Below are 14967 nucleotides of genomic sequence, written 5' to 3'. Positions count from 1 at the left end.
GCCTTGACGAAGCCGCCGAAGTGGCGCGCGTCGGGTGAAAGTGTGGCTCGCCTTGCTGGCGCTGTTCGCGCTGACGGGCGCGCGCGACCCGATCCTGGTGCCCGAGGTCTCGCAGCACGAGGTGGACCTGCAGCAGGGCTTCACCGGCACCGAACTGCTGCTGTTCGGGGCGATGCTGACCCCCGAGGGATCGCGCGCGGCGCAGGACTATGACATCGTCGTGGTGCTCAAGGGGCCGACCCAGTCGGTCGTCCTGCGCGAGAAGCAGAAGGTGGCCGGCATGTGGATCAATGCCGCCAGCACCGAACTGCGCAGCGCGCCCAGCTATTACGCCATCGCATCGAGCCGCCCGATCGCCGATATCGTCGACGACAAGACCGCGGCGATCTACGAACTGGGCCTCAAGTGGCTGCAGTTGTCGCCGATCGGCGCGATCGATCCTGACGAGCAGGCACGTTTTTCGACCGGGCTGGTCGATCTCAACCGCCGCACCGGCTTGTACCGGGAGCAGGAGGGCGGGGTGACGGTGAAGGAGCAGGTGCTCTACCAGGCGCGCATCGAACTGCCTTCGCGCGTGCCGACCGGGATCTACACTGCCGAGACTTTCGCGATATCCAAGGGCAGGGTGGTCGCCTCGGCCAGTAGCCAGGTGGAAGTACGCAAGCAGGGCGCCGAGCGCGCGATCGCCGAATTCGCCGAGAACTACGGCTTTGCTTACGGCCTGCTGGCGGTCTTCGTGTCGGTCGCGATGGGCTGGCTGGCCGGGCGGCTGTTCGCGTTGATCTGAGAATTTGTCTGGAGAATGCCGCGAAACGCGGATTTCCAAACACTCTTTGACCCGCTCCGGCAGGGTGCTTTAGCCGGAAATTAACCTAGCCGCTGCTAGGCATCGCAATCGGTTGCCATAGATAACGCGAAACGGTTGACGAAGCAGATGCATCTGGAAGGTCTCGACAGATTCCAAGACCCCAAGGCCGCTACGAGCGTGACGGCGTTGCACGGCGTCGAGCCGATCGGCGTGGTGCTCGATATCAGCGGGGCGGGCAGCCGGGTGGCCTTCGACCTCGATCGCCTGCACGAGATCGCCGCCGATGCCGATCCCTCGGTCGCCATGTCGGGGCAGGTCGGCAGCCAGATCAAGATCCGCGTCGGCAGCGGCTGGCTGCTCGCCAATGTGCGCAGCCAGCGGCAGGACGGGCGCACCGCCGGCGTGCTGGCCGAAGTCGATTTCCTGGGCGAAGGGCTGGAGGAGCGACTGACCGGGCGTATCCACGGCTTCCGCCGCGGCGTCACCGCCTATCCCATCCCCGGCGCGCTGGTCTATCCGGCGACCAGCGACGATCTGCGGCAGATCTACGCCAGCGACGGGCGCTCGGCGATCCAGGTCGGCAACGTCTATCCCACCAAGGACATCCGCGCCGGCCTTTACGTCGATGCACTGCTGGGCAAGCACTTCGCGCTGCTGGGTTCGACCGGCACCGGCAAGTCGACCAGCGCCGCGCTGATCCTCCACCGCATCTGCGAGCACGCGCCCGAGGGCCATGTCATCATGGTCGATCCGCACGGCGAATATGCGGCGGCTTTCCGCGATACCGGGGTGATCCTCGACGTCTCGAACCTGCAGATGCCGTACTGGCTGATGAACTTCGAGGAGCATTGCGAGATCCTCCTCACCTCGCGCGGGGACGAGCGGCAGCTCGATGCCGAGATCCTCGGCAAGGCGCTGCTGGAGGCGCGTTCGAAGAACCGGCTGGCCGAGCAGATGGGCAGGATCACGGTGGATTCGCCGATCCCCTACCTGCTGTCCGACCTTGGCAACATCCTGAACAACGCGATGGGCAAGCTCGACAAGGGCCATACCAGCGCGCCGTACCTGCGCATCCGCAACAAGCTGGACGAGATGAAGTCCGACCCGCGCTACCAGTTCATGTTCTCGGGCATGCTGGTGGGCGACGTGATGGCGGACTTCATCATGAAGTTGTTCCGCCTGCCTTCGCGCGGTCGGCCGATCTCGATCATCGACGTCTCGGGCGTGCCGACCGAGATCACCTCCACCGTCGTCGCGGTGCTCAGCCGCATGGTCTTCGACTTCGCCGTCTGGGCGCGCGAAGAGGAGACGCGGCCGATCCTGCTGGTCTGCGAGGAGGCGCACCGCTACGTGCCCAACGAGCGCAATGCCGATGGTTCCTCGGTCGGGCGCATCCTCTCGCGCATCGCCAAGGAGGGGCGCAAGTACGGTATCTCGCTGGGCCTCATCACCCAGCGGCCGTCCGATCTGGCCGAGGGCGTGCTGTCGCAGTGCGGCACCATCATCTCGATGCGCCTCAACAACGAGCGCGACCAGGCCTTCGTGCGCGCCGCCATGCCTGAGGGCGCGCGCGGGTTCCTCGATTCGATCCCGGCGCTGCGCAACCGCGAGTGCATCGTCTGCGGCGAGGGCGTGGCGATCCCGATGCGGGTGTCGTTCGACGACCTCGAGGAGCGCAAGCGCCCGGCTTCGGCCGACCCCTCGTTCACCCGCCTGTGGAACCAGACGGGCGGCGAGGAGGAGATGGTCCTGCGTACCGTGCAGAGGTGGCGCGCGCAGGGCAGGTAGTCCCCGCGCTCACCTTACCCCTTGAACGCGGCCCGCCACTTGCCCCAGCGGTAGTAGCCCAGCGATATCAGCACCGTCAGCACCGATCCCACCGGGTAGGCCCACCACACCGCATCGCTGCCGATCAGCGGCCGCGCGATGGCATAGAAGCCCAGGCGCCCCGGATAGAGGCCGACGAACAGGATCACCAGCGGCGCTCCCACCGCGCCGTAAGCGCGCATCGTGCCGGTCAGGATCATGGTGATCGACACCAGCACGAACGAGGCCGTGCAGATCAGCTGGATATGCTGCGCGATCGGCATCGCCGGGCTTTCGGCGCCAAGGAACAGTGCCAGCAGCGGGCGATCGAAGCCGACGATCACGGCCGCCAGCACCGTCGACATGACGAGGTTGGTCGCCATGCCGATCGCGTTGACCTTGCTGATGCGGCCATGGTCGCCCGCGCCCAGCGACTGCGCGACCATGGCGCTGACGGCCGAGCCGATCGCGAAGGCGGGCATCTGCAGGTAGTTCCACAATTGCAGCGATGCCCCGTAGGCCGCCGTGGCGTTCAGCCCCTCGCGGTTGACGAGGCCGATCATGATGAGCCCCGCCGAGGAGACGATCAGCATCTGCGCGCCCATCGGCAGCCCCTTGGCCAGCACATAGCGCAAGTCCGGCCCACTCGGCCGCAGGTAGGCAAGCTCCGCCCCGCGCAGGCGCAGCGGCAGATCCTTGCGGTAGATCACCACGATCTGGAGCAGTAGCCCCGCCGTGTTGGCGATGGCGGTGGCGATCGCGGAGCCGGCGACGCCGAGCGCGGGCAGGGGGCCCGGCCCGATGATGAGCAGCGGGTTGAGCGCGATGTCGAGCACCACCGCCAGGATCATCGCATAGAGCGGCGTCTTGGAATCGCCGGCGCCGCGCATGCCCATCGACACCATCATGCTGACGGCGGCGAGCGGCAGGGTCACGAAGATCACCCGAAGGTAGGCCAGCGCGTCCGGCCGGCTCACCTCAGGGGTGCCGAGCAGGTCGAGCAGCGCGGCGGCGCCGAACCAGCCGATCACGGCGGTGGCGATCGAGATGCCGATGCAGAAGCCCACCCCGGTCCCGAAGGTCCGCCGCGCCGCGTCGATCTGGCGCGCGCCGAAGTGCTGGCCGACGCGCACCGTGGTCGCCATGCCGAAGCCGAACACGGCGGCCACGACCAGGAACATCACGATGTTGGCGTTCGCCGTCGCCGCCAGCGCGGCCTCTCCCAGCAGGCGGCCGACCCAGATCGCGTTGACCGATCCGTTCAGCGTCTGCAGCACGTTCGACACCAGCATCGGGATCGAGAACATCAGCAGCGTCTGCAGGATCGGCCCCTTGGTGAGGTCTCCGCGCATGGCCGGGCGTGCGGCGGCTTCTTCCTGCGGCGTGTCGCCGGCTTCGATTTCCTCTCCGGCGGGAATGGGCGATGCTTCGTTCATGTGCCTCTCGTGTCGCCCCACAAGTGGATGTGCAAGCGATCTGTGAACCTCAGGCCATGCTGCGAGCAGAAATCCGCCAGCCAGCCCGAGCGCTGCCGGATGACATCGCTGGAGCGGCCTTCGGGCATCAGGAACAGGCGCTGGCCGGGAATGGCGTAAGTCTGTTGCAGGGCCATGACTTCGTCGAGGTCGTCGCGGGTGGCGACCACGAACTTGAAGAAGGCGCGCGGTTCGGCGGCCCAGGCGGCGAGGCGTTCGGGCAGCAGCGCGAGGGTATCGGGGTTGCCGCTGTGCGCCAGCTTGGGGCTGACGTTGTACTGGTCGATCCGGGCGTCTAGCGCGGGGTGCGGCGCGACGGTGGAGTTGGTCTCGACCTCGACGTGCATGCCGGGGCGGATTTCGTCGAGCGCCTTGACCATGCGGGCGAGCGCCGCGCCTTGCAGCAGCGGCTCGCCGCCGGTGATGACGAGGCGGTCGGGCACCAGATCGGCGACCGCCTGCGCGAGGTCCGCTTCCTCCATCGTCACCTGGTTCTCGCGCCGTTCGAAGGCGAGATCGTCGCGGTGGAAGCGGTTGTCGCCGGTGAAGCGCCAGGTGTAGGCGGTGTCGCACCACTGGCACGCGAGGTTGCAGCGCGAGAGGCGCACGAAGGTGCTCGGCCGGCCCATCGAGGGGCCTTCGCCCTGCAGCGAGGCGAAGATTTCCGGCTGGCCGGGGGTGGTGGTGGCTAAGGTGAGGGTCATGGTTTCAGTGTCGTAAGGTGACGCAGGTTTACACGGTTTACACGGTCCAGAGGGAAAAGGTGTCACCTTGTGGCTGAAAGTGTCACCTTGCAGGCGAAACCTGTCACCTTGCGGCGAAAAAGTGTCACCTTGTGCGGGGAAGGTGTAACCTTGAGTGTCACTTTGTGCGGCGCGATCATCGACATGGGCGGCATCGTGTCAGAGGCACGCCATGTAGGAAAGCCACCGTCGCCGCAACCTGACCGGGCAGCCTTCCCGGCCCATTTCCCCCCTTCGTCATTGCGAGGCCCGCAGGGCCGAAGCAATCCAGGGCAGAGCGGCGCCGCCCTGGATTGCTTCGCTACGCTCGCAATGACGAGCAAGGGGGAACGAGCGGGCTTGGGTTAGTGGTTCTGCGTAGCCCTCAGCCCAGACGCGCCAGTGCCGCCGCCAGACGCTCCGCCTCGGCCGAATGCGCGGCGTGGTCGGCCTTGGCCTTCTCGACTGCCTCGGGCTTGGCCTTCTGCGCGAAGGCCGGGTTGTCGAGGCGCTTGCCCAGCGAATCCCGCTCCTTGATCGAGGCGGCGTGCGCCTTTTCCAGACGGGCCTTTTCGGCGGCGATGTCGATCACGCCTTCGAGCGGGATCGCCAGCATCGCATCCCCGGCGCCGACCTGCATCGCCGCGCCCGCAGGGGCCGCTTCGAAGCGGATGCCGTCGAGACGGGCGAGGCGGTCCACCACCGCCGGGTTGCGCTCGATCACGGCGCGCGTCTCGGTCGAGGGATCGGCGAGGTACGCGGTCAGGCGCGCGCCGGGCGAGATCCCCAGTTCCGCCTTGGCGCCGCGCAAGTTGCCGACGAGAGCGATCAGCCACTCGACTTCGGCCTTGGCCTCGGCGTCCACCGCGGCCTCGGGCGCGGGCCATGCGGCGACGATCAGTTCGGCCTCGCGGGTGCCGGTCTTGCTCCACAACTCTTCGGTGACGAAGGGCATGAAGGGGTGCAGCATGACGAGGATCTGGTCGAGCACCCAGCCGGCGACGGCCTTGGTCTCCTCATCGAACGAACCCTTGATGAGTTCGATGTACCAGTCGCAGAACTGGTTCCAGACGAAGTGGTAGATCGCGTTTGCGGCCGCGTCGAAGCGCAAGTCGGCCATCGCCTTGTCGAGCGCGGCGACGGTTTCCACGACTTCGCCGATGATCCAGCGGTTGACCGCCGAAGTCGCCTTGGGCGCGGCTACCGAGGTGCTGCCGACGATGCCGTTGGACTGGCAGAAGCGCGCGGCGTTCCACAGCTTGGTGGCGAAGTTGCGGTAACCCTCGACGCGCTTCTCATCCATCTTCACGTCGCGGCCCTGGCTCTCCATGGCGGTCATGAAGAAGCGCAGCGCGTCGGCGCCGTACTGGTCGATGAGGCCCAGCGGATCGACGACGTTGCCCTTGGACTTGGACATCTTCTGCCCGTCTGCCGCGCGCACGAGGCCATGGAGGTAGAGCCGCTTCCACGGCACTTCCTTCATGAAGTGGATGCCCTGCATCGCCATGCGCGCATCCCAGAAGAACAGGATGTCGAAGCCGGAAACGAGCAGGTCGTTGGGGTAGTGCTTCTTGAGCAGCGCCGAATCCTGATCGGGCCAGCCCAGCGTCGCGAATGGCCACAGCGCCGAGGAGAACCACGTATCGAGCACGTCGTTGTCGCGGGTCAGCGCCTTGTTACCGGCGAGGGCCTGCGCCTCTTCTTCGGTCTCGGCGACGAAGATCTCGCCGTCTTCGGAGTACCAAGCTGGGATGCGGTGGCCCCACCAGAGCTGGCGGCTGACGCACCACGGTTGGATGTTCTCCATCCAGTTGAAGAAGGTCTTCTCCCACGACTTCGGGACGATCTCGATCGAGCCGTTGCGCACCGCTTCCATCGGCGGGATGGCGAGGGTGGCGGCGTCGACGTACCACTGGTCGGTCAGCCACGGCTCGATCACCACGCCGCCGCGGTCGCCGTAGGGCGTCGCGATGGTGCGCGGCTCGGCGTCGTGCTCGACTTCGTTGCCTTCCTTGTCCTTGGTGACGTGCGGGATCAAGAGACCAAGCTCCTTCATCGCCTCGACCACGGCGGTACGCGCCTCGAAGCGATCGAGGCCGAGGAACAGGTGCGGGATCAGGCCGTCCGCCGTCTGGCAGACCTTCGCCTCGGCATCGAGCATGTTGAGCATGTCGCGCGCCTCGATCCCGGCGCGCTTGCCGACGTCGAAGTCGTTGAAGTCATGCCCCGGGGTGATTTTCACCGCGCCCGAGCCCAGTTCCGGATCGGCGTGCTCGTCGGCGACGATGGGAATCTCGCGCCCGGTGATCGGCAGGGTGACGGTGGCCCCGCGCTCCAGCAGTGGCCTGTAGCGCTCGTCGGCGGGGTTCACGGCGACGGCCATGTCGGCCAGCATCGTCTCGGGGCGCGTGGTGGCGACCTCGATATGGCCCGAACCGTCCGAGAGCGGATAGTTGAAGTGCCAGAAGTGGCCCTGGATCTCGCGCGTCTCGACCTCGAGGTCGCTGATCGCGGTCTTGAGCTTGGGATCCCAGTTCACCAGCCGCTTGTCGCGGTAGATCAGGCCCTGGCGGTGCAGGTCCACGAAGACCTTGACCACGGCCTTGGTGAAGTGCGGGTCCATGGTGAACTGCTCGCGGCTCCAGTCCATCGAGCAGCCGAGGCGGCGCAGCTGGCCGGTGATGGTGCCGCCGCTCTCGGCCTTCCATTCCCAGACCTTCTCGATGAAGGCTTCGCGCGAATAGTTGGTGCGCTTGTCCTGGCGCTGTTCCATCTGGCGTTCGACCACCATCTGCGTGGCGATGCCGGCATGATCGGTGCCGACCACCCACAGCGCATCCTTGCCGCGCAGGCGCTCGTAGCGGATCACCACGTCCTGCAGCGTGTTGTCGAGCGCGTGGCCGATGTGCAGCGAGCCCGTCACGTTGGGCGGCGGGTTGACGATGGTGAAGGGCGCGGCGTCGGGGCGCTCGGGGCGGAACAGGTTGTTCTGTTCCCAGTGGGCGTACCACTTGGCCTCGATCCCGGCGGGGTCGAAAGTCTTGTCGAGAGCGGGTTCTGCGATCTGGTCGGTCATGGCTGCGGGCCATGCCAAAGCGCGGGTTTTGGCGCAAGGAGCCATTGCCATGCGATTGCCGCATTCGCGTGCGAACCCGTCGCAGCAACACCACTGACACATCTCGTCGCCACCATGGAACATCTTGCCGGTCCATGGTTTTTCCCCCAAAGCGAGCGAACATGCGGGAATGGGCTGAATTCACCCTGTCGGAAAACGACCAAGGCGCCGACCATGTCCTGGCGCTGAAGGGACCGCTTTGCGTCCATTCGCTGGGCAATCTCGACGCCAAGCTGCATGGCCTCAGCGGGAATTTCACCCGCGTCGACATGTCCGGCGTCACCGATATCGACACCACCGGCGCCTGGCTGGTCACACACTACGCCGGCCAGCGCGGGCTGGAGATCACCGGGGAGAGCGAGCAGGCGCGCCGTCTCTTCGCCGCCATCGGCAACATGCACGAGCACGAAGCCGAGCCGGAGCCGAAGCTGCCCTTCATCACCCGCCAGTTGGACGAACTCGGCGACCTGATGGCGAACTGGGGCCACGGCATCGTCAAGGTGCTGGATTTCCTCGGCGAACTGATCCTTGCGATCTGCGCGGTGATCCGCCGCCCGTCCAGGCTGCGCGGCACCGCGCTGGTGTTCCACATGCAGTACGTGGGCATCAACTCGCTGTGGATCATCGGCCTGATGAGCTTCCTCATCGGCATCGTCATCGCGCAGCAGGGCGCGGTGCAGCTGGCGCAGTTCGGCGCGGAATTCTACACGATCAACCTGACCGGCCGCCTGTCGATGCGCGAGCTGGGCATCCTGATGACCTCGATCATGGTCGCGGGCCGTTCGGGTTCGGCCTTCGCGGCGCAGATCGGCACGATGAAGCTGACCGAGGAAGTGGACGCCATGCGCACCATCGGCGTCTCGCCGATGCAGGCGCTGGTGGTGCCGCGCGTGCTCGCCTCGATGCTGATGATGCCGCTGCTGGGCTTCTATTCCTCGGTGCTCGCGATCATCGGCGGCGCAACCATCGGCGGCCTCGCGCTCGACATTCCGTTCTGGACGTTCCTCCAGCGCACGCAGGAAGTGGTGCCGATCACCGACGTGTGGATCGGCCTCATCAAGGCGCCGGTCTTCGCGCTGATCGTGGCGCTCGCGGGCTGCTACCAGGGCATGCAGGTGACCGCCAACGCCGAGGAAGTCGGCGCGCGCACGACGCAGGCGGTGGTCACGGCGATCTTCACGGTGATCGTGCTCGACGCCTTCTTCGCCATCTTCTTCACGAAAATCGGCTGGGCCTGATGGACCTCACCAACGATTATGAGGGCGAATACCCGATCCTCGTCGAAGGGCTGCGCAACAGCTTCGGCGAGCATGTGATTCACGAGAACCTCGACCTCAAGGTCCGCAAGGGCGAAATCCTGGGCGTGGTCGGCGGCTCGGGCACTGGCAAGTCGGTGCTGATGCGCTCGATCATCGGGCTGCAGCAGCCCACCGACGGCAGCATCACCGTGCTCGGCCACAAGATGGGCGAGGCGACCGAGGACGAGGACATCGACCTGCGTTCGCGCTGGGGCGTGCTGTTCCAGGGCGGCGCCCTGTTCTCGACGCTGACGGTGGGCGAGAACGTCGAAGTCCCGCTCAAGCAGTTCTTCCCCGAGATCACCGACGCCCTGCGCGCCGAGATCGCCCGCTTCAAGGTGCGCCTTTCGGGCCTGCCGGAGAATGCCGCGTTCAAGTTCCCAAGCGAGCTTTCGGGCGGCATGAAGAAGCGCGCCGGGCTTGCCCGTGCGCTGGCGCTCGATCCCGAGCTGCTGTTTCTCGACGAGCCGACCGCCGGTCTCGATCCGATCGGCGCGGCCGCCTTCGACGATCTCACGCGGGAGCTGAAGGAGACGCTGGGGCTCACGGTCTTCCTCATCACCCACGATCTCGACACGCTCTACGCGATCTGCGACCGGGTGGCGGTGCTGGCGGACAGGAAGGTCATCGCCGTGGGCACGATCCCGGAGCTGCTGGCGCTCGACCATCCGTGGATTCAGGAATATTTCAATGGCCCGCGCGGCCGCGCGGCGCTTGCCGCGAAGGACGATCCGGCGATAACCCCGGAACACGTCCTGTCGGAACATGGGGCCGCCGCGGCGGTTCAGGATAGTTCGCCGTCCGACACGGACAGCAAGAGGTCGGAGGCATAAGGGCGCAGGCGATGGAAACCAAAGCCAATCACGTCTGGGTCGGAGCCGTCACGCTGGTCTTGCTGGCGTGCCTCGCGGCGTTCGTCATCTGGATCGCGCGTCTCGGCGACGGGGCCAAGAACGAGTACGACATCTTCTTCAAGCAGTCGGTCGACGGCCTGGCGAAGGGGTCCGAGGTCAATTACGCGGGCGTGCCGGCGGGGCAGGTGACCCAGATCGAGCTGTGGCCGCAGGATCCCAGCTTCGTGCGCGTGCGCGTCAAGGTGGACGAGAAGGTGCCGATCACCGTGGGCACCACCGCGCAGATCCAGGGCAGCTTCACCGGCGTCTCCGACATCCAGCTGGAGGGCGCGGTCAAGGGCGCGCCGCTGCTGACCGATGCCGGGCCCGAGGGCGTGCCGGTGATCCCCACCAAGCGCGGCGGCTTCGGCGAGATCCTGACCAACGCGCCGCTGCTGATGGAGCGGCTGGCGACGCTGACCGAGAACCTCAACCAGCTGATGAGCGCCGAGAACCGCAAGTCGATCACCGGCATCCTCGCCAATACCGACAAGATGACCAGGGACTTGTCGGCGGCGACCCCGCAGCTGCGCCAGACGATGACCGAGCTGCAGGGCGCGCTGGCACAGGCGACGCGCACGCTAGCCGCCTTCGAGGGTGTCGCCAGCAAGGCGGACGATCTGCTGGGCGACAAGGGCAGCTCGCTCGCCGACCAGCTTCGCCAGACGCTGGCCTCGGCACAGAAGTCGATGGACCAGCTGAACAAGACGATGGAACACGCGCAGCCCGCGCTGGACCAGGTTTCCGAACAGACCCTGCCCGCCGCCGAAAGCGCGATCCGCGATCTGCGCGCGACCAGCAAGGCGCTGCGCAGCCTGACCGAGAAGATCGACGAGCAGGGCGCCGGCGCACTGCTCAAGGGGCAGAAGCTGCCCGACTACAAACCGTGAGGATTTGGCCGTGAGGGGTATCGCGATGAACCGTCTAGCCAGTGGACTGCTTGCCGCCGTCGCCGCGCTCTCGATTTCCGCCTGCGTGAGCCTGGGCACCAAGCCGCCGGACGAACTGCTCAAGCTCTCCGCGCAGGACAGCGCGCCTGCGGGGGCGACCTCGAGCGGGCAGTTGACCGACGCGATCGTCGTGCTCGATCCGGAGTCCGATCGCGGGCTCGACGTGCTGCGGGTGCCGGTGACGGTGGACAGCTCCAGCGTCGCCTATCTCAAGGACGCGCTGTGGGTGGAGAAGCCGACGCGCCAGTTCCGCTCGCTGCTGGCCGAGACCTTGCGCGCGCGCACCGGGCAGCTGGTGGTCGAGGGCGGCGACTTCGAGGTCACCGGCAAGACGCTGATCGGCGGGCGACTGCTGCAGATGGGCTATGACGCGCAGGCGAGTGCCGTCGTCGTGCGCTTCGACGCGGTGCGGACCGAGCGTGGCAACGGCCCGCTGCAGACCCGCCGCTTCGAGGCGGTGGTGAACGGCGTCGAGGCCAAGGCCAAGCCGGTCGGCGCGGCGCTCAACCAGGCGGCGAACGACGTGGCGCGGCAGGTCGCGGACTGGGTTAAGGGCTGAGGGGCCAACCATCGTCATTGCGAGCGCAGCGAAGCAACCCAGGGCAGTTTTGAACCGCCCTGGGTTGCTTCGCTGCGCTCGCAATGACGATGGGGGGGCACGAGGCTACAGCGCGAGTTCCCCGAACATGTCGCGCCATGTCGGGTTCAGCGTTTCGATCAGAGCCAGCTTTTTCTTCCGAGATCCGCCTTTAAGCTGCTTTTCGCGCAAGATGGCGTGCTGCATCGTCGCATGCAGTTCGAACCAGACCAGCGCCTTGCAGGCATATCTGCTTGTGAAGCCGTCTGCGACACCCTCGCGATGCTGCCATGCCCTGACGCGCAAATTGGAGGTGACGCCGACGTAGATCGTCCCATTGCGCCGGCTTGCCATGATGTAGACGGCGGGCTGGAATTCTCGTCGCATGCCCTGATCGTGCTGGTTCCATGCCGCGAGGCCCAGTTAACTCTTCATCACCCCTTCGTCATTGCGAGCGAAGCGAAGCAACCCAGGGCAGCACTACACGGCCTTGGGTTGCCACGCTGCGCTTGCAATGACGAAGGTTGGCAGCTTGTGGACTCGTGGGGAAATCCGCAGCGCGTGGTTGATCTGCCGCCATGGGGGCGCCTAATCTCCTGACCATCCAAAGGTTCAGATGAGGTTCCCCCCATGAAATTCGCCTCGACCGCGCTGGGCGCCATCGCCTTCGCGCTTTCCGTCGCCGCCGTGCCTGCCCATGCCGAGGATTACCCCCGGACCGCCGAGGGCGCGGCGAAGTTCGTCGCCGATGCCGAGAAGGATCTGTTCGACTTCTCGATCGGCAACAACCAGGCCAACTGGATCAACTACACCTACATCACCGAAGACACCGACGCGCTCGCCGCCGCCTCAAACGGCGAACTGACCGAGAAGCAGGTGAAGTACGCGGTCGAGGCGGCGAAGTTCGCGAAAGTGCCCGGCCTCGACGCCGACGTGTCACGCAAGCTGGGTATCCTGCGCCAGAGCATCGTCCTGCCCGCGCCCAATACGCCGGGGGCCGCCGCGCAATTGAGCGCGATCACCACGCGCCTGTCGTCAGCCTACGGCAAGGGCAAGGGCACGCTGGACGGCAAGCCGATCAATGGTTCGGACATCGAGGCGGAGATGGGCAATCTTCAGCACACCCCGGCCGAATTCGCCGAGATGTGGACTTCGTGGCACGACAACGTCGGCAAGCCGATGAAGCCGGACTACGTGCAGATGGTCGGCATCGCCAACCAGGGCGCGAAGGAACTGGGCTATGCCGACGTCGGCGCGATGTGGCGTTCGGGCTACGACATGAGCCCGGAGCAGTTCTCCGCCGAGACGCAGCGCCTGTGGGAAGAGGTCAAGCCGCTCTACCTGGCGCTGCATACTTACGTGCGCCGCAAGCTGAACGAGAAGTACGGCGATGCGGTGCAGCCGCGCACCGGCGCGATCCGCGCCGACCTGCTGGGCAACATGTGGGCGCAGGAATGGGGCAACGTCTACCCGCTCGTCGCGCCCAAGGGGGCGGGCGACCTCGGCTATGACATCGGCGATCTGCTCAAGGCGCAGCAGAAGACCCCGCTCGACATGGTGAAGGCGGGCGAGGGCTTCTATTCCTCGCTGGGCTTCGATCCCCTGCCCGGCACGTTCTGGACCCGATCGATGATTACCAAGCCCGCCGACCGCGAGGTGATCTGCCATGCCTCGGCCTGGGACGTCGACAACAAGGACGATATCCGCATCAAGATGTGCACGAAGGTCAATTCGGAGGACTTCGTCACGATCCACCACGAACTCGGCCACAACTACTACCAGCGCGCCTACAACAAGCAGCCCTACCTCTACCTCAACGGCGCCAACGACGGCTTCCACGAGGCGATCGGCGACTTCATCGCGCTGTCGATCACGCCGCAGTACCTCGTGCAGATCGGGTTGCTGGACAAGGGACGCGTGCCGAGCGCCGACAAGGACATCGGCCTGCTGCTGCGTCAGGCGATGGACAAAGTGGCGTTCCTGCCCTTCGGCCTGATGATCGACCGCTACCGCTGGGGCATCTTCGACGGCTCGATCCAGGCCGCCGACTACAACAAGGCGTGGACGAAGATGCGCCTCGACTACCAGGGCATCACGCCGCCGTCGGCACGCGGCGATGACGGGTTCGATGCGGGCGCGAAGTACCACATTCCGGGCAATACGCCCTACACCCGCTACTTCCTCGCACGCATCCTGCAGTTCCAGTTCTACCAGGCGGCGTGCAAGCAGGCGGGCTGGAAGGGACCGCTGCATCGCTGCAGCTTCTACGGGAACAGGAAGGTGGGCGAGAACCTGAACGCGATGCTCGCGATGGGCCAGTCGAAGCCCTGGCCCGAGGCTCTGAAGGCCTTTACCGGATCGGCGCAGATGAGCGCCAAGCCGATGCTGGACTACTTCGCGCCGCTCAAGCGCTGGCTCGACGCGCAGAACGCGGGCGAAAAGTCCGGCTGGTAAGCGCCAGTGCGTTCTCCCACAGCGCGAAGTCGGCGGCGTAGAAGTCCGTCAGGAAGGCCTCCTGGCTCGGAGTGAGCACGATCGGCGCGGGGGCGCTGCTGCGGTTCAGCCGGGGCAGCGCCGCCAGCCGGTCCAGCCCGACGATCGCATCGAGGCTGTCGATCTCCTCGTAGGGGACCAGCTGGTCGATCCGGCAGTCCCCGCGCGAGTCGGTCAGGTACCAGCTCTGCGGGCGGAAGATGTGGTCGATGTCGAAGGAACTGCGCGCGGTGGCGAGGTGGTCGATGGCGTCGTCCACGCTGGCGAAGGCGCGGTAGCGGCGGTTGAAGGGACGGGCGACGGCGCGGTCGGCGGTGCCGCCGCTGCGCGCATAGCGAAAGGCCGAACGGAAGCGGCAGACCGGATCGCGCACGATCGCGAAGCTGGGCAGCGCCAGCACGTCCGGCGCGACGCTGGCGTAGTAATGGACCGTCTCGTGCTTGATCTGCGAACCGTAGAGCGCCTCGCAGACCGAGGTTCCGGCGTTCTTGGGAACGTGGATGAACAGCACGCCGCTCTCGCGGATCACCGAGATCCGCTCGCGCCGCCGGGCGTTGGGGCGATAGGGCAGGCGGGCGCGGGCCAGGCGCTCGGGCACGTCGCTGACGAGCTTCAAGCGAAGGGCCGAGGCGATCAGGCGATTGATGCCGACGGTGCCGGTCTTGCGGGGGGGATTGTGCATGGCCCCAAGGCTATGGGGCGAAGGTCATGCGGCGATTTCGTCTATGTTGCATTCAGGCGCAGCCGGAAACGTCCCTGCGACAAGTGCCGCAAGGACGCTGAAATTTTCCGGTGAGGCCGGGGGCGATCCGCACCGCCCCGGCCCCGGC

General features: G+C 66.3%; 12 protein-coding genes. 7 read left to right on the top strand and 5 right to left on the bottom strand.

Annotated elements, in window-relative coordinates; translation table 11 throughout:
• Window positions 1–34 precede the first annotated feature (34 nt).
• Together V2S85_RS06190 and V2S85_RS06185 are read left to right on the top strand one after the other, a co-directional pair.
• Complete coding sequence (locus V2S85_RS06190; protein WP_330701990.1) at window positions 35–787, top strand: TIGR02186 family protein; 753 nt, start codon at window positions 35–37, stop codon at window positions 785–787.
• 147 nt (window positions 788–934) lie between these two features.
• Window positions 935–2596 carry an ATP-binding protein gene (locus V2S85_RS06185; protein ID WP_330702060.1) on the top strand — a complete coding sequence of 554 codons (1662 nt, stop codon included), beginning with the start codon at window positions 935–937 and terminating at the stop codon, window positions 2594–2596.
• Window positions 2597–2610: 14 nt separating this feature from the next.
• Here V2S85_RS06185 and V2S85_RS06180 read toward each other — a convergent pair whose 3' ends face one another.
• From V2S85_RS06180 to V2S85_RS06170, 3 genes are all read right to left on the bottom strand, one after another.
• The gene (locus tag V2S85_RS06180; protein WP_330701989.1) at window positions 2611–4050 is read right to left on the bottom strand and encodes an MATE family efflux transporter; all 1440 of its coding nucleotides are present in this window, start codon (window positions 4048–4050) and stop codon (window positions 2611–2613) included.
• A complete protein-coding gene (locus V2S85_RS06175) occupies window positions 4047–4793 on the bottom strand; it encodes a 7-carboxy-7-deazaguanine synthase QueE (protein ID WP_330701988.1) in 747 nt (248 codons plus the stop codon). The genes V2S85_RS06180 and V2S85_RS06175 overlap by 4 nt, the downstream gene beginning before the upstream one ends.
• Window positions 4794–5196: 403 nt before the next feature.
• Window positions 5197–7887 carry a valine--tRNA ligase gene (locus V2S85_RS06170; RefSeq protein ID WP_330701987.1) on the bottom strand — a complete coding sequence of 897 codons (2691 nt, stop codon included), beginning with the start codon at window positions 7885–7887 and terminating at the stop codon, window positions 5197–5199.
• Window positions 7888–8048: 161 nt separating this feature from the next.
• On the opposite strand from V2S85_RS06170, the gene V2S85_RS06165 reads away from it, so the two are divergent.
• Genes V2S85_RS06165 through V2S85_RS06150 form a run of 4 tightly spaced genes read left to right on the top strand, consistent with a single transcriptional unit; the run spans window position 8049 to window position 11626 of the window.
• Window positions 8049–9164, top strand: a complete 1116-nt coding sequence (locus V2S85_RS06165; protein ID WP_330701986.1) for an MlaE family lipid ABC transporter permease subunit — start codon at window positions 8049–8051, stop codon at window positions 9162–9164.
• The gene (locus tag V2S85_RS06160) at window positions 9164–10057 is read left to right on the top strand and encodes an ABC transporter ATP-binding protein (RefSeq protein ID WP_330701985.1); all 894 of its coding nucleotides are present in this window, start codon (window positions 9164–9166) and stop codon (window positions 10055–10057) included. The genes V2S85_RS06165 and V2S85_RS06160 overlap by 1 nt, the downstream gene beginning before the upstream one ends.
• Before the next feature lie 11 nt (window positions 10058–10068).
• Window positions 10069–11007 (top strand): MlaD family protein, encoded by a 939-nt coding sequence (locus V2S85_RS06155; protein ID WP_330701984.1) that lies wholly within the window; start codon window positions 10069–10071, stop codon window positions 11005–11007.
• 25 nt (window positions 11008–11032) lie between these two features.
• Window positions 11033–11626, top strand: coding sequence for an ABC-type transport auxiliary lipoprotein family protein (locus tag V2S85_RS06150; protein WP_330701983.1), 594 nt, complete (start codon window positions 11033–11035; stop codon window positions 11624–11626).
• Between the two features lie 105 nt (window positions 11627–11731).
• Here V2S85_RS06150 and V2S85_RS06145 read toward each other — a convergent pair whose 3' ends face one another.
• Window positions 11732–12031, bottom strand: a complete 300-nt coding sequence (locus V2S85_RS06145; RefSeq protein ID WP_330701982.1) for a GIY-YIG nuclease family protein — start codon at window positions 12029–12031, stop codon at window positions 11732–11734.
• Between the two features lie 243 nt (window positions 12032–12274).
• On the opposite strand from V2S85_RS06145, the gene V2S85_RS06140 reads away from it, so the two are divergent.
• Window positions 12275–14098, top strand: coding sequence for a M2 family metallopeptidase (locus V2S85_RS06140; RefSeq protein WP_330701981.1), 1824 nt, complete (start codon window positions 12275–12277; stop codon window positions 14096–14098).
• Here the strand turns inward: V2S85_RS06140 and V2S85_RS06135 are convergent.
• A complete protein-coding gene (locus V2S85_RS06135) occupies window positions 14049–14819 on the bottom strand; it encodes a sulfotransferase (protein WP_330701980.1) in 771 nt (256 codons plus the stop codon). The two genes, V2S85_RS06140 and V2S85_RS06135, sit on opposite strands and share 50 nt — an antisense overlap.
• Window positions 14820–14967: the final 148 nt, after the last annotated feature.

The sequence above is a fragment of the Novosphingobium resinovorum genome (assembly GCF_036352595.1).
Taxonomy (GTDB): domain Bacteria; phylum Pseudomonadota; class Alphaproteobacteria; order Sphingomonadales; family Sphingomonadaceae; genus Novosphingobium; species Novosphingobium resinovorum_B.
Note: the sequence above shows the minus strand (reverse complement) of the source record. Positions and strands in the feature narration are given on the sequence as shown.